This is a genomic window from Nonomuraea fuscirosea (assembly GCF_003001935.1).
GTDB lineage: Bacteria > Actinomycetota > Actinomycetes > Streptosporangiales > Streptosporangiaceae > Nonomuraea > Nonomuraea fuscirosea.
The window spans coordinates 299431-319412 of the sequence record NZ_PVNG01000008.1; the positions used below are offsets into that span (position 1 = coordinate 299431).

21 protein-coding genes and 1 tRNA gene are annotated in these 19982 nt (G+C 66.8%); 17 read left to right on the forward strand and 5 right to left on the reverse strand.

What is annotated here, in order from left to right; all coding sequences use genetic code 11:
• The first annotated feature begins 67 nt into the window (after positions 1–67).
• From B0I32_RS20590 to B0I32_RS57775, 12 genes are all read left to right on the forward strand, one after another.
• Positions 68–4990, forward strand: a complete 4923-nt coding sequence (locus B0I32_RS20590) for a ThuA domain-containing protein (protein ID WP_245955942.1) — start codon at positions 68–70, stop codon at positions 4988–4990.
• 65 nt (positions 4991–5055) lie between these two features.
• Complete coding sequence (locus tag B0I32_RS20595) at positions 5056–5691, forward strand: hypothetical protein (RefSeq protein WP_106241675.1); 636 nt, start codon at positions 5056–5058, stop codon at positions 5689–5691.
• Between the two features lie 89 nt (positions 5692–5780).
• The gene (locus tag B0I32_RS20600; RefSeq protein WP_106241678.1) at positions 5781–6806 is read left to right on the forward strand and encodes a COG1470 family protein; all 1026 of its coding nucleotides are present in this window, start codon (positions 5781–5783) and stop codon (positions 6804–6806) included.
• A gap of 137 nt (positions 6807–6943) precedes the next feature.
• A complete protein-coding gene (locus tag B0I32_RS20605) occupies positions 6944–7591 on the forward strand; it encodes a hypothetical protein (RefSeq protein ID WP_106241680.1) in 648 nt (215 codons plus the stop codon).
• Between the two features lie 794 nt (positions 7592–8385).
• Positions 8386–8523, forward strand: a complete 138-nt coding sequence (locus B0I32_RS20610) for a tyrosine-type recombinase/integrase (protein WP_245955930.1) — start codon at positions 8386–8388, stop codon at positions 8521–8523.
• A gap of 274 nt (positions 8524–8797) precedes the next feature.
• Positions 8798–9550, forward strand: a complete 753-nt coding sequence (locus B0I32_RS20615) for a transposase (RefSeq protein ID WP_106241684.1) — start codon at positions 8798–8800, stop codon at positions 9548–9550.
• 40 nt (positions 9551–9590) lie between these two features.
• Positions 9591–9842: a hypothetical protein gene (locus tag B0I32_RS56555; protein ID WP_146178242.1), complete on the forward strand. Its 252-nt coding sequence runs from the start codon at positions 9591–9593 to the stop codon at positions 9840–9842.
• Positions 9839–10222: an integrase core domain-containing protein gene (locus B0I32_RS20620; RefSeq protein WP_106241686.1), complete on the forward strand. Its 384-nt coding sequence runs from the start codon at positions 9839–9841 to the stop codon at positions 10220–10222. Before B0I32_RS56555 ends, B0I32_RS20620 begins: the two co-directional genes overlap by 4 nt.
• A 244-nt stretch (positions 10223–10466) precedes the next feature.
• Positions 10467–10904, forward strand: coding sequence for a hypothetical protein (locus B0I32_RS20625; RefSeq protein WP_146178243.1), 438 nt, complete (start codon positions 10467–10469; stop codon positions 10902–10904).
• Positions 10905–11213: 309 nt separating this feature from the next.
• The gene (locus B0I32_RS20630; RefSeq protein ID WP_106241691.1) at positions 11214–11621 is read left to right on the forward strand and encodes a hypothetical protein; all 408 of its coding nucleotides are present in this window, start codon (positions 11214–11216) and stop codon (positions 11619–11621) included.
• A 40-nt stretch (positions 11622–11661) separates the two neighbouring features.
• Positions 11662–12069, forward strand: a complete 408-nt coding sequence (locus B0I32_RS57770; RefSeq protein ID WP_181307592.1) for a hypothetical protein — start codon at positions 11662–11664, stop codon at positions 12067–12069.
• Positions 12048–12707 (forward strand): hypothetical protein, encoded by a 660-nt coding sequence (locus tag B0I32_RS57775; RefSeq protein ID WP_181307594.1) that lies wholly within the window; start codon positions 12048–12050, stop codon positions 12705–12707. The genes B0I32_RS57770 and B0I32_RS57775 overlap by 22 nt, the downstream gene beginning before the upstream one ends.
• 175 nt (positions 12708–12882) lie before the next feature.
• On the opposite strand, the gene B0I32_RS58860 is transcribed toward B0I32_RS57775, so the two are convergent.
• Together B0I32_RS58860 and B0I32_RS58865 are read right to left on the reverse strand one after the other, a co-directional pair.
• A complete protein-coding gene (locus B0I32_RS58860) occupies positions 12883–13275 on the reverse strand; it encodes an integrase core domain-containing protein (protein WP_219911911.1) in 393 nt (130 codons plus the stop codon).
• Positions 13275–13829, reverse strand: a complete 555-nt coding sequence (locus B0I32_RS58865) for a helix-turn-helix domain-containing protein (RefSeq protein ID WP_219911912.1) — start codon at positions 13827–13829, stop codon at positions 13275–13277. The genes B0I32_RS58860 and B0I32_RS58865 overlap by 1 nt, the downstream gene beginning before the upstream one ends.
• 220 nt (positions 13830–14049) lie before the next feature.
• Between B0I32_RS58865 and B0I32_RS56560 the strand changes: the two genes are divergently transcribed.
• From B0I32_RS56560 to B0I32_RS20660, 4 genes are all read left to right on the forward strand, one after another.
• Positions 14050–14493, forward strand: a complete 444-nt coding sequence (locus tag B0I32_RS56560; RefSeq protein WP_146178246.1) for a hypothetical protein — start codon at positions 14050–14052, stop codon at positions 14491–14493.
• 50 nt (positions 14494–14543) lie between these two features.
• Complete coding sequence (locus B0I32_RS56565; RefSeq protein ID WP_146178247.1) at positions 14544–15428, forward strand: NucA/NucB deoxyribonuclease domain-containing protein; 885 nt, start codon at positions 14544–14546, stop codon at positions 15426–15428.
• An 86-nt stretch (positions 15429–15514) separates the two neighbouring features.
• Positions 15515–16111, forward strand: coding sequence for a hypothetical protein (locus tag B0I32_RS20655; RefSeq protein WP_106241697.1), 597 nt, complete (start codon positions 15515–15517; stop codon positions 16109–16111).
• 179 nt (positions 16112–16290) lie between these two features.
• Complete coding sequence (locus B0I32_RS20660) at positions 16291–16641, forward strand: integrase core domain-containing protein (RefSeq protein WP_106241700.1); 351 nt, start codon at positions 16291–16293, stop codon at positions 16639–16641.
• A 372-nt stretch (positions 16642–17013) separates the two neighbouring features.
• On the opposite strand, the gene B0I32_RS20665 is transcribed toward B0I32_RS20660, so the two are convergent.
• Positions 17014–17089, reverse strand: a tRNA-Lys gene (locus B0I32_RS20665).
• 49 nt (positions 17090–17138) lie between these two features.
• A complete protein-coding gene (locus B0I32_RS20670) occupies positions 17139–18293 on the reverse strand; it encodes an acyl-CoA dehydrogenase family protein (RefSeq protein ID WP_106241703.1) in 1155 nt (384 codons plus the stop codon).
• A gap of 96 nt (positions 18294–18389) precedes the next feature.
• On the opposite strand from B0I32_RS20670, the gene B0I32_RS20675 reads away from it, so the two are divergent.
• Complete coding sequence (locus B0I32_RS20675) at positions 18390–18677, forward strand: PspC domain-containing protein (protein ID WP_106241704.1); 288 nt, start codon at positions 18390–18392, stop codon at positions 18675–18677.
• Here the strand turns inward: B0I32_RS20675 and B0I32_RS20680 are convergent, their stop codons facing one another.
• The gene (locus B0I32_RS20680) at positions 18678–19961 is read right to left on the reverse strand and encodes an MFS transporter (protein WP_245955931.1); all 1284 of its coding nucleotides are present in this window, start codon (positions 19959–19961) and stop codon (positions 18678–18680) included.
• Between the last annotated feature and the right edge of the window lie 21 nt (positions 19962–19982).

The following is a 19982-nucleotide window of genomic DNA, read 5'->3' on the forward strand; positions in this document are numbered from 1 at the left end:
GGCCAGGCTGCTCCGTGCGGCCCTGTCGTTACGCGGACGGCGCCTCAGGCGCCGAGCCGTGACGACGATGGCCTTATCCGCCCTCGTCGCCCCCCTCGCCGTCCCTCTCGTCCCGATCCTCGCGGCGCCCGCGAGCGCCGAGGCCGCCACGGCGGCCGAGCCCGCCTACAAGGTCCTCGTCTTCTCCAAGACGACCGGTTTCCGGCACGACTCCATCCCCGAAGGCATCGCGGCCGTGCAGCGACTCGGCCAGGACAACGACTTCGCGGTCGACACGACCGAGGACAGCGCCCTGTTCACGGACCAGAACCTGGCCCAGTACAAGGCCGTGATCTTCATGTCCACGACCGGTGACCCGCTGAGCACGCAGGACCAGAAGGACGCCTTCCAGCGCTACATCCAGAACGGCGGTGGCTTCGTCGGCGTCCACGCGGCCGCCGACAGCGGCTACACCTGGGAGTGGTACGGCAAGCTGGTCGGCGCGTACTTCAAGAGCCACCCGGCGATCCAGCAGGCCACGGTCAAGGTCGAGGACCCGGCGCACCCGTCCACCAAGGACCTGCCGACGACCTGGACCCGTACCGACGAGTGGTACGACTACCAGGCGAACCCGCGCCAGACGGTCCACGTGCTGACGTCGATGGACGAGACCTCCTACACCGGCGCCACGATGGGCGCCGACCACCCGAACACGTGGTGCCAGGACTTCGACGGCGGCCGTTCGTGGTACACCGGGCTCGGCCACATGAAGGAGAACTACAGCGAGCCGAACTTCCTGAAGCTGCTGCTCGGCGGCATCCAGACCGCCGCGGGCGTCGTCAAGGCCGACTGCTCGGCCTCGCAGAGCTCCAGCTTCGAGAAGGTCACCCTCGACGACGACACCTCCAACCCGATGATGGTGGACGTCGCGAAGGACGGCCGGGTCTTCTACATCGACCGCCTCGGCGAGGTCAAGATCATCAAGCCGGCCGGCGGCACCGTGACGGCGGCCGATCTGGACGTCTTCACCGCCAACGAGAGCGGCCTGCTCGGCCTCGCGCTCGACCCCGGCTTCGACACCAACCACTGGGTGTACCTGTACTACTCGCCCACCGGGACGAACGTCGACCGGCTGAGCCGCTTCACCGTCACCGGCGACACCCTGGACCTGGCGAGCGAGAAGAAGATCCTCGACGTCCCGGTCCAGCGGGCCGAGTGCTGCCACCACGGCGGCGGCATGGTGATCGACCCGAAGACCGGCGACCTCTGGCTGGGCACCGGCGACAACACCAACCCGTTCGCCTCCGACGGCTACACGCCGATCGACGAGCAGTCGGGCCGGTCGAGCTGGGACGCCCAGCGCAGCGCGGGCAACACCAACAGCCTGAGCGGCAAGCTGCTGCGCATCCACCCCGAGGACGACGGCACCTACACGATCCCGTCGGGCAACCTGTTCGCAGCGGGCACGGCGAAGACCAAGCCGGAGATCTACGGCATGGGCTTCCGCAACCCGTTCCGCATAGGTCTCGACCGCAAGACGGGTCACATCATGCTCGGCGAGTACGGCCCCGACGCCAACTCCGCCAGCGCCACCCGCGGTCCACAGAACACCGTCGAGTGGAACATCGTGTCCGAGCCGGGCAACTACGGCTGGCCGTACTGCGTCGGCGACAACACCCCGTACATCGACTTCAACTTCGCCACGAGGCAGTCGGGGTCGGCGTTCAACTGCGCGGCGCCGGTCAACGACTCGCCGAACAACGACGGCCTGACCAGCCTGCCGCCGGTCATCCCCGCGACGGTCTGGTACCACTACGCGGCCGACCCGCAGCACTTCCCGGAGCTGAGGGGCGGCGCCCCCATGGGCGGCCCGGTCTACCGTGACGACCCCGACCTGCAGTCGGACGTCAAGTGGCCGGCGTACTGGGACGGCAAGGCCATGTTCGGCGAGTGGAACAACGACAAGATCTGGTCGTTCCAGCTCGACGAGGACGGCACCGAACTCGTCGAGATGAACCCGATCCTCGGCACGTTGTCGTTCAAGAAGCCGATGGACATGAAGTTCGGCCCCGACGGCGCGCTCTACGTGATCGAATGGGGCTCCGGCTTCGGCGGCGACAACGCCGACTCCGGCATCTACCGCATCGAGTACACCAAGGGCACCCGCCCGCTGATCGCCCGCGCCACCGCGGACAAGACGGACGGGCCGCTGCCGCTGGCCGTCACGTTCTCCAGCGAGGGCAGCAGGGACCCGGACGGCAAGCCGATCACCTACGCCTGGGACCTCGACGGCGACGGCGAGACCGACTCCACCGACCCGAACCCGTCCTTCACCTACGAGGAGGGCGGCGACTACAACGCCGTCCTGACCATCACCAACCCCGACGGCAGGACCGGCACCGCGAGCGTGGCGATCAGCGCGGGCAACACCCGCCCCACCGTCTCGGTGGACCTGCCGCCGAACGGCTCCTTCTTCGAGTTCGGCGACCAGGTGAAGTTCGAGGTCACCGTCACCGACCCCGAGGACGGCACGATCGACTGCGACCGGGTGCAGATCCAGGCGATCCTCGGCCACGACAGCCACGGCCACCCGCTCGACCAGCACAAGGGCTGTGAAGGCGTGCTGCAGACCCAGCAGGCCGGCCACGGCGAGTATGACAACCTCTTCTACGTCATCGAGGCCAGCTACGCCGACGACGGCGCCAACGGCGCCAAGTCGCTGACCGGGCGGGGCGAGGTCCTGCTGGAGCCCAAGCGCAAGCAGGCCGAGCACTTCTCGCGGACCGGCCGGGTGAGCGGCGGCACCGGCACCGACGCCGCGGGCGTCGCGGCGGAGACGACCAGCGACACTCAGGGCGGCAACGAGCACATCGCGTTCATCCAGGACGGCGACTGGTGGTCCTTCGACCCGGCGAACCTGTCGAACCTGACCGCGATCCGGCTGCGCGCCTCCTCCGGCGGCCCCGGCGGGACCGTGCAGATCCGGGCGGGCGACCCCGAGACCGGCACGCTGGTCGGCTCGGTCGAGGTGCCGCCCACCGGCGGCTGGCAGACGTTCACCGACGTCACTCTCGACCTGACGGAACCGCCGTCGGCGAGCGGGCCGCTGTACTTCGTCGTACGCAAGCCCACGAACGCGGCCGACGACGCCTACCTGATCAACGTCAACTGGGTCGACTTCGTCGGCAAGGGCGCGACCGACAACCAGCACCCGGTGGTGACCGCGACGGCCACCCCGGTGACGGGCGTCGCCCCGCTCCAGGTGGCCTTCACGGCGACGGCCACCGACCCCGAGGACGACCCGCTCACCTACAAGTGGAACTTCGGCGTGGCCGGCGCACCCGAGCCCACCACCGCCGAGGCGAGCCACACCTACACCGCGCCGGGCACCTACACCGCCGTGGTGACCGTCACCGACGACAAGGGCGCCTCGGCCACCGCGCAGGTCCAGGTCAAGGTGGACGCCCAGGCCACGGTGTGCTTCACCGGCCGGTCCGACGACTTCCTCGGCGACCAGCTCGACCGTGACCGCTGGTCCGTCGTCCGGGAGAACCAGGACCTCAAGGTCGAGGACGGCAAGCTGGTGATCCCGACCTCGACCACCGACATCTACAGCACGGGCGGCAACACGCCGAACATCGTGCTGCAGCCGGCCCCCTCGGGCGCCTGGACGGCCACGGCCAAGCTCACGCTGGACGCGCGGGACGCGTACCAGCAGGCGGGCCTGGTCATCTACGGCGACGACGACAACTACGCCAAGATGGTGCTGCAGGCGCGCTCGACCTCGGGTCCCGACCACGCCAGCCGCATCTTCCAGTTCATCAGGGAGGAGAACGCCGCCCCCAACGAGGTGTCGGAGAGCAACACGGCCTCCCTCGGCGACGCCTACCCCGACACCGTGTACGTGCGGTTCGTCAGCGACGGCAGCACCATCACCGCCCACTACTCCTCCGACGGCAGCACGTTCACCGCGATGCCGCAGACCAAGTCGCTCACCGGGATCACCAGCCCGAAGATCGGCCTGATCTCGCTCGCCGGGGCCAACCACCCGGTGGTGGACGCGGCCTTCGACTGGTTCCACATCACGCCGGACGACACGGCGACCGCGCCCGCCCCGGACGACGAGTTCGACGGCACCGCGCTCGACACGTGCCGCTGGAGCGCGGTCGTGCGCCCCGACGCCACCGCCGCGCGGGTGAGCGGCGGCAAGCTGGAGCTGGACACCACGACGGGTGACATCTACGGGACCACCAACACCGGCCCGAAGAACCTCATCCTGCAACCGGCCCCGGACGGCGACTGGACGCTGGAGACCAAGCTGGACGCCTCGGCGCTCAACGAGCAGTACCAGCAGGGCGGCCTGATGGTCTACACCGGCGACGACGACTACGTGAAGCTCGACTTCCTCACCACCAACTCGCCGGGAGCCACGGTGGCGCGGGCCATCGAGCTGCGCAGCGAGGTCGGCGGCACTGTGCAGAGCCCGCAACCGCAGGCGAACAACCTCACCGGCGGCGAGTGGCACCTGCGGCTGAAGAAGGAGGGCGACACCTTCACCGGCTCCTACTCCTCCGACGGCCAGACCTGGACGGACCTGTCCGCTCCGGTGGAGAACAGCGCCGTGGCCGAAGACGCGAAGGTCGGCGTCTACACCATCGGCACCAACCAGACGGCCTCGAAGACGGTCACGTTCGACTTCTTCCGCCTGACCGGGGCGGCGCAGGTCGAGCTGGCGGTCTCCGCCGCGTCCCGCTGCGTCGGCACCTCGGCGTACGTGGCTGTCACCGCCGTCAACACCTCCGAGACGGCGGCGACGGTGACGCTGACCACGCCGTACGGCACGAAGACCGTGGCCGGCGTGGCCCCGGGCAAGCAGGCGTACCAGTCCTTCAACAGCCGGGCCGGGCAGATCGACGCCGGCACGGTGACCGTGAAGGGGACGGCGACGATCGGCGGCCAGGAGGTCACCTCGTCGTACGACGCCGCGTACCCGGCGCTCGACTGCGGCTGAGACAGAACCCCCGGGGCCGGCCGCTGGGCCGGCCGGCCCCGCCCACTCATAGATGGAGCGATCACATGAGAATCAACAAGGCCGCGCGGCTGCTCGCCGCCGCGGTGGTGGGTGTCGCGCTCGCCGGCGCCGGCCTGGCCGGTCCCGCCGTGGCCGAGGACGATCCCGAGGACGGCATCGACGTGTCGGTGACCATCGAGCCGGGCACCACCACCGGCCAGGTGTCCATGACCGTCGCCGACAACGGCGGGGTGGCCCTGCAGGAGAGCGGCTCCGACGCCGCCGCCCGCCAGTTCGTCGGCACCCTGCCGACGGTCACGGTGACCGACACCCGCGATCCCGGGGAGATCCCCGACGGTGACTTCTGGGCGGTCGTGGGCCAGGCCGGCGAGTTCACCGCGACGGACGGCTCCGCGCCGCCCATCGGCCCGCAGTACCTGGGCTGGCGGCCGCGGCTGCTGAGCGACTCCTCGACCGGCGCGGTCGCGGCCGGCGAGCCCGTCTCCAGCGTCATCTCCGACGGCTCGGGAGCGCCCACCGTCGGCCTGCAGGGCCAGGAGCTGCTGGTGTCCACGGCGAACTCCGCCGACGAGATCGGCACCTGGGAGGTGAACGCCGACCTGGCGTTGCGCACGTCCACCGACGTCGCCGCCGGCGAGTACCACTCGACGCTGACGCTCTCCCTGTTCAACCAGTCCTGAGCCATCTTCCGGGGCGCGGGACGCCATCGCCGCCCGGGACCCTGCGGGGTTCCGGGCGGCCACGACGACGAGACTGGAGACATCCTCTGTTGACCATCAGCCGTGCGCGGGGCGTCCTCGCCCGCCTCGCCGTCCTCGCCGTCCTCGCCGCCCTGCCGGCCGCCGTCCTGGTGGGGCCGGCGGCCCCGTCGCACGCCGACACCACCTGGTCGGTCGTGCCGGCCAACGCGGGCGGGCCCGACGGCCGCAGCGTCATCGACCTCGAACTCCCCGGTGGTGGGCAGGCGGTCGAGCACGTCGCGGTCATCAACCGCTCCACCGAGCCGGTCGAGTTCGGGATCGACGCCAACGACGGCTACCTGACCTCCAAGGGCTACTTCGACATGCGGCCGTCGGACGTCGCGCCGGTGGACGGCGGCTCGTGGATCACGGTGCCCGAGAAGGTGACCGTCGCCGCCGGCGCCACCTCCGTCGTGCCGGTGACGGTGTCGATCCCCGGCAACGCGACGCCGGGCGACCATCCCGCCGGAGTGACCGCGTCCCTGGAGACGGTCTCCGGGCAGGTACGGGTCCAGAACCGGGTGGGCGTCCGCCTGAACATCCGGGTCACCGGCGAATACGTCGCCAAGGTGGCCGTCAGCGGGGTGCGGGCGGAGTACACGGGCTCGTGGAATCCCTTCGTCCCTGGGACGGTCGAGGTGACGTACACGGTGGCCAACGCCGGAAACATCCGGCTCGTCAGTGACAACCGGGTGGTGTCGTCCACGCTGTTCACCGAGAACTCCTGGAGCGACCCGTCCGCGGCCAGGGCCAGGGAGCTCATGCCGGGCGGCAGCCGTACGTACGTCGCGCGGGTGGCGGGGGCCTGGCCGCTGGGGCCGGTCCGTACGACGGTCGTGGCGGTCCCCTCCCTCGCCGGTGCGGCGGTGCCGGACGTCGCCGTGCGGCAGGTGGCGGTCGCCACCACGGTCTGGGCGCTGCCGTGGCCGCAGCTCGGCCTCGCCGTCCTGCTCGTCCTCGCCTTCTTCGCCCTCCGGCTGAACGCCGCCCGGCGCCGCAGGCGCATCGAAGAACTGATCAGGCTCGCCCGTGAGGGCAGGCCGCAGGAGACGTGAGTCTCGTCACCCGCCCTCAGAGGTGGCGGCCGTCAACCGGCCCGGACGCCGGCATCGAACCTCAACCGGCCCGGGCGCCGGCATCGAACCTCAACCGGCCCGGGCGCCGGCATCGAATCGCAAGGGAGCCATGTTCCGTGAAGAAGGCATCGGCCTACGTCCTGACCGTCCTGCTGTCCTGGGCCGGGCTGGTGCTCGGCGCACCGGCCGCCCACGCGCACGGCGGGCCGATCAAGCTGGAGGTGACGGGTGACGGGGCCGACAACGTCAACGTGCTCGTGACGTACAAGAAGGACGGCCATCCCGTCACCGAGATCGTCGCGGCGACGCTGACCGCCACCTCGTCCGACGGCCGTGCCTTCGGCCCGGTCCCGCTCCGGTCGGCCGGCGAGGGCCAGAACCTCTACCGCTCCGCCGAGCCGCTGCCCAGCGGCGAGTGGCGGGTGACGGTGCGGGCGACCGAGCCGGCCAAGGCGAAGAAGACGGTGAAGGTGAAGGCAGGCGTGGTCGCCGCGCCGGTGGCGGCGACGGCCGCACCGGGCCCGACCGCTCCCGCGCCGGGCCCGACCACCTCTCCCGCACCGGGTACGACGGCCGCCCCCGCTCCTGGCCAGGCGTCCGCACCCGCCCACCTGCACGAGGCCGCGGCGGGCGCGGCGGGTAAGACGGACGGGGACGGCGCGATGGGGAGCGTACTGCGGATCGGCGTCATCGTCCTCGCGGCGCTCGCCGCCCTCGCGGCCTGGCTCTTCCTGGCCCACCGACACCGGCAGACCCGCCCCTGAGCAACAGCTCTGAACGGCGTCGTATTGCAACCCAAACTGCAGCTTGGCGGTGCTGTGGTGGTGGTTCGCGACCGATGACCAGCGCCAGCTTGATCGGCATGTACGCCAGGCTCTTGATCGCTATGAGCAGGCCCTCGCCAGTGATGGCCTCAGCGCTACACCTACACGCCCTTCGGAAAGCAGCTACGCTCCCACGCTCGATCTCGTTCTTGTAGAGGGCGTCACTGTTCATCCTGACGGAAGGACACTCACCGCCGAGTTCGTCGGGGCACCGATCACTGGTCCATGTGGCGCGGCTTACACCGCCCGAGCCGTCGAATCCGAGCATGCGGCCCTGATCGTGATAGAGGGGCACCCTCACGAGCGGGGAAGGATCTGCCCAATGGTGGGGTATGGCAGACAGGCAGCCGTACGGCTCAGCCGTCCCCTGAACGGGCGCGCGGTGTTGGCGGCCACAACCGGGGATGCCGGTCCCGAACCACATGCGCCGACCAGCCACGCTCTCCAGTGAGCCATGGTGAGGAACGAACCCTGGATCGTCGATCGCCCGCCCCCAACGTACGGCGTCCAGCCATGCAGTGGCGATCGTAGGGCTGCCTCTGTGCGGCGGTGTGGCGTGCCTGAAGGACTGTCCCAAGGCCAAGCGCACTTCCGGCCGTAAGCTCAAGCTCCACCAACAAGCCCAAGAGGCCGAGAAGGAAGCGGCGGGGGAGCGCTGGCAGGCGTCTGGTGCCACCCGGACGGACGCCCCATAGACGCCGGTCAGGACTGGGATGAATGGAAAACTCCTCCGCGTGGCCGAGGCCGACAAGGACGCCCGTGTCCACGACGCCCGGCACACGGCCGCGACGCTTCTCATCGAGCAGGGCGTGGGCATCAGCGTCGTTCAGGAGATTCTCGGCCACTCACAACTGACCACGACCAAGCGCTAACCCACATCACAGCGACACTTTCGACCGAGGCAGCAGCTCGCATGGGCCGCGCGTTCTGGTGCTAACTGCAACTGAAAATGCAACTGGGCGGGCTTCCAGATCATGGAGATCAGGGAGTCCGCCCAGGTCATTGTGGGTAGGGCGCCCGGGGCTCGAACCCGGAACCTACGGATTAAGAGTCGCGAGAGTTTATGTCAACCCATGCCTCGGTGCGCTGAATTGTGTCACTCCGGCTACAAATGTCGGGTCTCAAAATGTCCAAGAATGCCGCCTGATGTTGGGGCGTATCGCGGGCCGAAGAGCATGTAACGAGCATTTTGATCATGGTGACGCTGGCGGCGCCCAGCGGCATCCTTGGCGGCTTGACCGCCGGCTCAACCTCGCCTTGAACACCGTCAAGAAGTATGCCCGCGCCCCACGGTTCGAGCAGTTGATCGGCGGCGCGAAACGGGATACCACGCTGGTCGACCCGTTTCGCGACCACCTGCGCAGCCGCCGGGCCGCCGAACCCGGCGTGCCCGTGCAGACTCTGCTGAAGGAGATCAAGTCGATGGGGTATCAGGGCGGCTCCACGCTGCTGTATCGCTACCTGGGCCAAGGACGCGCCGAAGCCGCCCAGCCGCCGCCCTCGGCCCGCCGGGTCGCCATCTGGATCATGACCGACCCGGCCCACCTCAGCGCTGGCCGCGCGGTCCGGCTGCAGGAAGTGCTGGACGGCTGCCTGGAGTTGAAGCAGGCCACCGAGCACGTACGCACCTTCGCCGACCTGCTCACCCAGCGCCAGGGACACCGGCTCGACGAGTGGATCAACGAAGTCCGCGCCAGCGAGCTTCGACCCCTGCGCTCCTTCGCCGAAGGACTGCTTATCGACCACGACGCCGTCGTCGCCGGACTCACGCTGCCCTACAGCAACGGCCCCACCGAAGGCGTGATCAACAAGGTTAAATCACTGAAACGGCAGATGTACGGGCGAGCCGGTCTCGCCCTGCACCGCAAACGAATACTTCTCACCATTGCTAGAAACTGAGCGTTACCACGGGAATCTTGGCAGAGCCAGTGAAGCGACCGTGAGACGCATCCTGCGTTCGCGCCGACACGGTCCGGCTCCTCGAAGCTTCGACACCTCCTGGTGGACATTTCTACGCCTGCAAGCGAAGGGGTTGTTGGCCTGCGACTTCTTTCACGTCGATACGATCTTCTTAAAACGCCTGTACGTGTTGTTCGTGATGGAGGTGGAAACACGCCGCGTGCACGTCCTGGACGTGACTGCCAACCCCACCGGCGTATGGACCACTCACCAAGCCCGTAATCTGTCATGAACCTCGGGCAGAAGGCCGACTCGTTCCTCATTCGTGACCGGGACGCCAGGTTCACCGCCGCCTTCGACGAGATCTTTACCGGCGAGGGTGTCAAGGTGATGAAGACGCCACCGCAGACGCCCCGAGCCAATTGCTACGCCGAACGCTGGGTGCGCACCGTCCGAGCCGAATGCACCGACCGCATGCTCATCTACGATGAACGCCACCTGCGATCATTTCTCCCCGAATACACTGAGCACTACAACTCGCACCGTCCGCACCAGTCCCGCCAGCAATTCCCACCCGATCAAGACGAGGGAATCGTCGTGCCGAAGGAGGGGCCGATTCAGCAGCGTAAGGTGCTCAGCGGAGCGATCAACGAGTACCGCCGAGCGGCCTAATTGATGGGAAGAAACACCAGCTCAGACTATGTGCATGAGTTTTGAAGCGGTGCAGGCGCCTCCGATGGCCGTGCCGCGGGCGCGGGCGGATTCGTGGCCTTCCAGGGTGCGGTCGCGGATGTATTCGGCCCGCAGAGAGATTCGGTACGGGATCCGGCGGTAAGGGCGACATACCTCCGCCATACCGCGTCTCCGTATGGTCTCACCTAGACGGGAAATCAACGGAGGGAACCATATGAAGAGCATGCGTGCCGCGCTCGTCGTCGGGGCCATGGGGGCCGTGGCCATGATGGGCGCGCCCGCGTCGGCGTCGGTGACCGCGTTCGCCTCGGCGTCCACGCCGGCGGCGTCGGTGACCACGTCGGCAGCCGAAGCCCTCGTCGCGACCTGTTCGAAGGGGTCCTACAGGCTGAAGGTGATCGTCACCTACATCAACACGACGTTTGGGCACCGCTTCAGCCGTGTCCACTGGACGGCCTCCGGAGGCCCCACCACGGTCAAGGTCAGCCTCGTCCAGGACCGCGGCGGCCTTCCGGACGCCGAGTTCCTGGCGACCGTGATCACGGGCAACTCCGGCAGCAGGGCGATCTCGGCGACCCGGCCGATGGCGCATCGGGTCTTCGTAAAGCTGGCAGGTAGGAACGGTGTCACGAGCTGCGTCGGGCAAAGCGGCGTCGTCTGATCCCGACCGCTCGGCGCCCGCCGTCGCGAGAGACGGCGGGCGCCGGAGGTCAGGGCGAGGGGGAGTTCGAGGTCGGGATCACCAACGCCGGCCGAGGGCACCAACTGCGTGATCAAGACCATCGCTCGAGACGCCTACGCGACCACCCGACGATTTCGCGGATGGCTCAACCCCGCTTAACTTCGAAGAGCCGACATATCCAGCCTATGCCGGCCCATACCGGAGACATACCGGGGCCTCCTAAGCTCAGCGATGAATCCTCCAATTTGGGCGATCGCAGGACAGAACGGGACCACGTAAGGGGACTCGATGCGAAACTTTCCCAAGCTCTTAACCGTGGCGGTCGTGGCATTAGCCGCCGTCATCGCGCCGACCACCGCCGCCCATGCCGACGCCAACGGCTGCACTCAGCTCGGATCCTGGATTACGGACTCGGTGTGCATCGCGGTCGTAGGTAAAGGCCAGTACGTGAAGACAGCGACGGCCAAGCTTCTCGCACCCATCGGAAAGCCCTGCAATACCAAGCTGTACATCACGTTCTTCGATCTGAAGCAAACGAAGTACTCGCAAAGCATCAGCGCGTCCGACAGCAAGTGCCAAAGCGCGCGCTTCCACACGCAGAGCTACTACGCCACCATGCGGGTCGGCCGCGTTTGCGCTGCGGTTTCCATCAACGGGGCGATGAAGCTCGGAGCCTGCGTGAGCATTGTCAAATGATCAAGAACAGAGTGGGCTACGCAATGTAAGGAGCGACTCCATGCGAAACAGCTTCAAGATCTTAACCGTGGCGGCCGTGGCACTAGCCGGCGTCGTCGCTCCGGCCACCACTGCACAAGCCAACGCCACTGGCTGCACCCAACTCGGATCCTGGAAGACGGACAGCGTATGCATCGATGTCAGAGGCAAGGGAACCTACGTTAACTACGCGTCAGTCTATATTCATGCACAATTAGGATATCCCTGCAACGTCAGGCTCTACATCACGTTCTTCGACCTAAAGGGCGCGAAATACTCGCAAAGCGTGAGCGCGACCCACGATGGCTGCTACGGCTTCAAGGGGCACCAGCAGACTTATAAGGCAAACATGCGAGAAGGTCGCGTATGCGGTGCGGTTTCAGTCAATGGGGTGATGAAGCCCGGAGCATGCGTGAACATTCGCAAGTGACTTTCTCGCGCCTGGATGCCAACCTCGCGACAGACGCTCCTGTCAACCCCGCTGACTTCGAAGAGCAAGATGACCGCAGCCAAGGCCGCGAAGCCAACCAGGCCGATCAGCACCGGCAGCCGGAACTCCGCGCCGCCCAGGCCGATCATCCCGCCCAGCACGCCGACTGCGGCCCCGGCCACGAACACCAGCGGCGCCGAAGCCGCCCTGCGGTTGAAGAGGGTGCCTTCATTCGTGCTCACAGCCACCCACGCTCCCTCACCACCGCTCGCGCACCTGTGTGCGTGATCGGCGTCCAGGATCTCTCACGCCCCGTTCGACGCAGGACTTTGGGAATCCCTGAGATTCGCGCGGTGATGACCAGGTTTCTCGTGATCGCTGGCCTGTTGTCCCCTCAACGTGCCCGCGCAGGCTCCAGTGGTCCACGTGATGAAGTGGAACGCCTGCGCCAGCACGTACGCGAGCTGCCCCTGTTCCGGCGCACCACCGCCGAGTTGGCCTGGCACATCGCCGTGTTGGCGACCAAAGCGGACGTGATCTTGCTGCAGGAGTACTGCACGGGTGAGGATGCCAACCTGGAGCGCGAACTGAAGACACGCACCGGCCGGGGTGTGGAGCATCATTATGGCCGTGGCTGAGTCGGACGCCCGCTTCGAGGTGCACGCGCTGACCTCGCCGCCGTGGGGCACCCACAGGTACGCGATCTGCACGGCCGACCGAACGTTCTGCACCGCGCACCTCTCCTCCAGCTCGATCTACGACGACAGGCAGAAGGGCGCCCTACCGGCTGTGGGTGCCGAATATTGGGTCTCCTCACGCGACCTGCGCGTACTCGTGGAGGAGGCCACCGAGCCGGTCTTGTCGGGTGACCTTGATGTCGGCGTCGACTGGATCGGGTAGCGCACGTAGCGGGCTGGCCTGCTGCAAGGCCCGGTGCGGACGATGTCCATTGAAGTGGGTCTCGTACCCGGCAAGAACCTTGCGCAGGTGGCGTTCGTTCAGGATGAGGATCCGGTCGAGCAGCTCGCGCCGTACGCTGCCGACCCACCGTTCCATGATCGAGTTCATCCGAGGAGCCTGGGGCGCGGTGAGTACCACGCGGATGCCCTCGGTCGTGAACACCTCATGGAACAGAGCGGTGTACTTCGTGTCCCGGTCTCTGATCAAGACCCGGAAGTCGCCGATTCGATTGCCCAGGTCGAGCATCAGGTGCGGGCTTGCTGGGCGACCCAGCCGGCGGTGGGGTTCGCCGTGACCCCCAGCACGTGCACTCGTCGGCTGGCGTGCTCGACCACAGCGAAGCAGTACAAACGTGTGAGCATGACCGTCTCCACGCTGAAGAAGTCGCAGGCAAGGATCCCGGACGCCTGAGCCTTGAGGAACTGCGCCCAGGTCGGACCGCTGCGCCGGGGCGCTGGATCGACGCCGGCCCTCTTCAAGATTGCCCACACGGTGGCCGGGGACACCTTCCGGCCCAGGCCGGCGATCTGCCCGGCGATGCGCCGATACCCCCAGTCCGGATTTTCGGCGGCCAGGCGTAGTACCAGGGCGCGAATGGTTGGGCGGATCGGTGGCCGTCCCGGCCCGTGCTTGGGGTAGGTCCAGCGTCGCTTCACCAGATCGGCGTGCCAGCGCAGGAGCGTGCGCGGGGTGACGAATAGGTGGCATCGGCGGTGTCGGGGCAGGAGTCGCGCGAGGGCGGAGAGGATCGCCCGGTCCGCCCACGACGGCCGGGGCACGGCGACCTGGCGGCGGAGCACAGCCAGTTGATGCCGTAATGCCGTAGTACCAGAATCTCTACGTCTTTGGACGCCTGTGATCGGGCGAGCAGCGCGATCCAGCCGAATACGCGTAAGACGATCAAGTAGAGCAGCCGCAGAGCCATCCAGCGATCCTGCCGGAGGTGAGCCGGCGAACGCGGCAAAACCCCAGATCAAACCCTGTGACCCGATATTCGGCACCCACACCAACGATTCTCAGGTGACACTGCAGGTCCCCAAGGGACTGTTGCAGGACGGCGAGAAAGTGAGACGGAGGGCGAGGGCAGGCGATAACGGTGCGTGGTCGCCTTGGGCTGGTCTAGCTGTCGATCTTGAGCAAGGCGCCACTGCCGACAAGACATCGAACGGCCCTCGCGGCATCGCTCCCGCGCCTGCCGCTGCTCTCGCGGATGACGACTCCCGTGTGCAGGAGTGCTGGAGGAACGAGCAGCGAGCCAGAACCAGCGCACAGGACGGTACCGACGGCTACTACATGAATCGAAACACCTGGTGCGCCATTCATCAGCTCGTCCGTGGCGACGCCCAGATAAATTCCCGGCCGGGAACTCTCGTCAACGGGATCATCGCAGATGCCACCATTTTAGGAACTGCCGGCGGCAACGGCGAGGATACTCCCACGAAAATCGCTTTAGCCGTTTCATAATTTCCCTGAAGAATGTAACCGCATTCGGAGAGGTTTACAGCAGGCAAGCGATGATAGTCTTCGGAGCCAGCACCTACAACACCGCCTGCAAAATAGACGGCGACTCGTATGTCCAGGGCTCCTGGCAGCAATGGCGAGATGGGAAGGTTGTCGAGTTCAGCGTAGTTTCCGACGAGGCGAACGGCGGTGGGATCGACAAGCTCGAGCGCTGCTTCCCGAAGTTCTACGCCAAGATATGGCTCGACGGAATCTCCACCACTCCTCCGAAGACCTACTGGTCTGACGCCAGGCCCGAGGTGCGGTGCGACTCCGCAATCTACCTCACCAGCCACTACGGTAGCGGCTGCATCTTCGATAAGGTTGCAGCAGTCTATGAGACAACAGAGACTAGGCTAGGCGTCCCATGGAGCGGCATGGGAGACCCAGACAACGTGAACGTGGCATATCGAAGCGTCGCGTCCCATATCTGGACCGCCCAGCACAAGAAAGAGCTCACCCTCCCCAAGAGGGCCGATAAGAGCATCCCAGGGCATTGGCTAGGCGCCAGCGGACCACTCAGTCGAAATGTGAACGCAAGGTGGAAGATCAAAAATAACGGAAAAAGCAGAAATATGTGCCGCCTCCTATTCAAGGACTACGACCGAAAAGACGTCGAACTCGGCAAGGGGCCCAAGCACAAGGTCTATGAGTGCGATGAATTTCCCTTCCAGTCCACCATGCAAGGAACATGGGTCAGCGTCGAGCGCCTGAACAGCCCAGATGCTTACGCATACTCAAATAGACCTGTGTGGTGGAAGCGCAACACAGAAGACGGGCGACGGCTTGGCGCCTTCTACGGGAGCCGGCGGATCCTAGGCGAAGACGGAACTCGCCGGAAGACCACCTATGATCACTTCTGGGTGGAGGCCCACGTTCCCGGACAAAATCCGCACTAGTATCTAGGCATCAGGTAGGCAGTCCCCCAGAAGCCGAGGTACGCCTCGATCCTGGGGGCTGCCTCTTTTCGGAGAAGGTCAAAAACATGCTGGATGAGGTCGTCGCCCATTACACGGAGATTTTGGATTTTCTCGGCGAGGACATGGCATACACGGTCACGCTTCCCAACGCAGGCATCCTCACCGTCGAAGAGGCTGTGCGGCGCATGGGATTCGACCCTGTAGAGATAGAGGCTCCCGAAGCCGTACCCCACAGCGGCAACAGTATCCGCCTCCACCAGGTGGGCACCAGTGTCGTCACACTGGACGGGGTCTACCCCATGCCTGAACGCAAGCAGATAACCGATCAACTCGGCGGCGACGGTTTCCGGCACTGGTACGTGGCATTTGACATTAACGGCAACGCCAGCATGTACGCCAACTATGGGGGAGCGCAGGGCATGCTTGAATATCCCGAGCCGATCGACCTTCCTTTCACACGTTGGACAGAGCTCCTTGGCCCTTTGCATTCTTACGCCGATTTCCTCACACGCGTCTACGACAGCGAGGAGGAAGAGGCCACCGTGGACTTCGTCGCAGCATGCCTTGCCGTGACTGAACTGGAGAGCGGTGTACGGCTGGATCCAGAGCTGCTGCATACCCCTTACTCGGCTCTACCCATCCCACCTCCTAACTTTGATTAGGCGCGTCTCCAGGATCAGAGAACCTTTTCAGGCTCTGCGGCAGCTGCCCTGGTCACAGCCTGATCGCGATGCCGGTGTCCGGCCGGTGACATGAAGAAGCTCCTGGTAGACGGGTTGATCACCACAATCCACACCGTCGCAACCAGGGGCCGTGGGTGGCGCAGCAGGCTAGGAACCTGATGATCGAGTTGGGGGACAGGGCGCAGGGGTTCAGGTTCCTCATCCGCGATCGGGATACCAAGTTCACCACGATGGTCGACGAAGTCTTCACGGCCGAGGGCATCCGCATTCTCAAGAGTCCGCCTCGCGCTCCGCGGGCCAACGCGTTTGTCGAACGCTGGATCGGTGGTCTGCGCCGAGAACTGCTCGATCGGATCCTCATCGTCAACGCCCGCTACTTACGGTGCGTGTTGGCTGCGTACGAAACCCACTTCAATGAGCATCGCCCGCATCGCTCCCTGGGCCAGGCCGCCCCGCTGCGAGCCCTTCCCCGACCCGGTCGAGGACGATATCAAGGTCATCCGACGTGACCACCTCGGCGAGGCTGATCCACGAATACGCGCAGGTCGCATGCAGCGGCCGAGTTCTTGGCACCCACAGGCGCAGGGGCAGCTCGGGCACGCCAGCATCGTGCTGACCTCCGACACTTACACCTCGTTCTGCCCGAACTCCATCACGCGGCGGCGGAGGCCGCGGCACACCTGGTCCTCACCACAGCGCGTAGAACAGGTCAAAGGCTACAGAAACGGACGATCCAGTTTCGGCGTCGTTCCACGAGTCGACCGCCACGTAGCGCCTTTGCCGGAAAGGTGTCGCGGTGTCGGTTTGTCCCAGGCGTGACCCAGCTATGACCCACCTCTTGATTCTTTGATCAAGATGGTGAGTGAATCTGCAGGTAGGAGTGGTAGGGCGCCCGGGGCTCGAACCCGGAACCTACGGATTAAAAGTCCGCAGCTCTGCCAATTGAGCTAACGCCCCTCGCACCAGCAAGGGTACAGAGATTACCGCCCTGTCCGCGACGTCTCCATCACCGGTAGGCCGCCAGCCCCGTCAGCGCCTCCCCGAGCACCAGAGTGTGCACTTCCTGGGTGCCTTCGTACGTCAGCACACTCTCCAGGTTGTTCATGTGCCTGATCACAGGGTACTCCAGGGTGATCCCGTTGCCGCCCAGGATCGAGCGGGCCTGGCGGGCGATGTCGAGGGCGGCCCGTACGTTGGCCAGTTTGCCGAAGCTGATCTGCCGCGGCTCCAGCGTGCCCGCGTCCTTCAGTTCGCCGAGGTGCAGGGCGGTGAGGCCGGCCTGGGTCATGCCGACGTACATCCAGGCGAGTTTCTCCTGCGTCAGCTGGAACGCCCCGATCGGCTTGTCGAACTGGACGCGCGTCTTCGAGTATTCGACGGCCGCCTCCAGGCAGGCGCGGGCGGCGCCGACGACGCCCCAGATGATGCCGAAACGGGCCTCGGAGAGGCAGGAGAGCGGGCCGCGCAGGCCCACGACGCCGGGGAGCGCGGCGGAGGCGGGCAGGCGTACGTCATCGAAGTAGAGGGAGGAGGTGACCGAGGCCCTCAGGGACAGCTTCTTGTGGATCTCAGGGGCGGAGAAGCCGGGGGTGGAGGTGGGGACGACGAAGCCGCGGACGCCCTCGTCGGTCTGGGCCCAGACCACGGCGACGTCGGCGATCGAGCCGTTGGTGATCCACATCTTGGCGCCGTTCAGGATCCAGTCGGAGCCGTCCTTCTTCGCGTACGTCCGCATCCCGGCCGGGTCGGAGCCGTGGTCGGGCTCGGTCAGGCCGAAGCAGCCGATGGCCTGACCGGCGGCCATGCGGGGCAGCCACTCGTCCTTCTGCTCGTCGGAGCCGTACCGCCAGATGGGGAACATGGCCAGCGAGCCCTGCACCGACACGAAGGAGCGCAGCCCCGAGTCGCCGGCCTCCAGTTCGCGGCAGGCCACGCCGTACGACACCGCGTCCGTCCCCGCGCAGCCGTACCCTTCGAGATGCATGCCGAGCAGGCCGAGCGAGCCGAGCTCGGGCGCCAGCTCGCGCGCGGGGAAGACGGCCTCCTCGAACCAGTCCCCGACGTGCGGAAGGACGCGGTCGGCGACGAAGGATCTGACCGTGTCGCGGATGAGCCGCTGGTCAGGGCCGAGGCGGTCGTCCAGGCGCAGCAGGTCGTCCATGGGTTGGGTCCTCTCCCTCGTACATAGGGGGCTACCAGGGTTGTACCAGGGGCAATCCTGATGTGCGAACACCGGCCCGGCGGGCAGTCTTGAGGCATGAGCGAATACAACGTCAAGAAGCTGCGCCGGACGCACAAGGGCCGGATCATCGCGGGCGTCTGCTCGGGCATCGGCGAGTACGTCGGGATCGACGCCAACCTGGTACGGATCGCGCTGGCGATCACGACCCTGTTCGGCGGCCTGGGCGTCGGCGTCTACGCGGTCGGCTGGCTCCTCATGCCGGACGAGGACCACGACACCTCGATCGTCCAGGACCTGATCAACAAGCAGCAGGCCAACCGGTCGGCGACGGACTGGAGCGGCGAGCAGAAGCCCCAGCAGTGATCAGGCGGTGGCCTGGGCACTCACCCGGGCGGCCTTGTCACGAGACTCGGTCCAGACCATGGCGAGCACGGCCGCGCTGATCACCCCGGCGATCCCCGCCAGCGCGACCACCGGCTCGGGGCCGAGTCTCTCCGCCGCGAAACCGCCCACCAGGATGCCGATCCCCTGCACGGTCATCAGCCCCGACTGCACGAGGCCGAACGCCTGAGCGCGACGCTCAGGCGGTACGGACTGAACGAAAGCCGCATTGGCCGCGAGCTGGTACGCCCCACCGATCCCGGACAGAACCCACGCCGCCAGCACCACGGCCAGCGGCGGCCGGATCGCGGTGACGATCAGGGGCGCGCAGCTCAGCATGGCCATCCACCCCATGAGCCGCAGCCGCCTCGGCGGCGAGACGAACCTGCTGAACAGGAACGCGCCCACCACAGTCCCGGCCGGCATGGCCGCCATCAGCAGCCCGGTGATCACCGGCACCGGCAGGGCGCCGGTGTGCAGGGCGGCGGCGTAGGGGGCGGCGAGGCCCTCGGGCAGGATGTAGAAGCCGCAGAGCCAGGCGAACAGCACCAGCGTGCGCAGTTTGCGCGACCCGAAGACCAGCCGGGCTCCGCCCTTGGTCATCGTCCACATGGACGGCTTGGCGCCGTCGGGCTGGGCGGCGGGACGGCGGCGTACGCCCGAGACCAGGATCAGCGCCGATCCGAGGAACGTGGCCGCGTCGAGGGCCAGCGCCCGGTACGGGCCCATCGTGGCGATCAGCGCTCCGCCGGCCGCGAAACCGAGCATCTGCACGGCCTGGTTGGTCATGTTCTGCAGGGCCGAGCCCATGACGTACGCGTCGCCTTCGAGCACTTCCGGCAGCAGCGCCGCCCGCGCGGCCGAGAAGGGGGCGCTGAGCAGCACCACCAGGAAGACGAGCGCGCACAGCGCCCAGAACGGCACGCCCGGCACCGCCATCACGCCCACCAGCACGGCCCGCAGCAGGTCGCAGGCCAGCATGACGCCCCGGCGCGCGAAGCGGTCGGCCAGGCCGGCCAGCAGCGGCCCGCCGACGATGCCGGGCAGATAGGTCAGCGCGTAGACGGCGGCCGTGGCCAGGGGGGAGCCCGTGCGATCGTAGACGAGCACGGCCAGCGCCACCTGCGCGAGCTGGTCGCCGAGGAGTGAGAGGCCCTGGCCGTACCAGAGCGCCCGGAACTCCCTGACGGCGATGACCTCTCGATATGTGACTTGTCGTTCTTGTCCGGCACGGCGATGCCGTCCCGGCGGCCGTCTCGCCCGCATGGCCCCCATTGGACTCCGCTG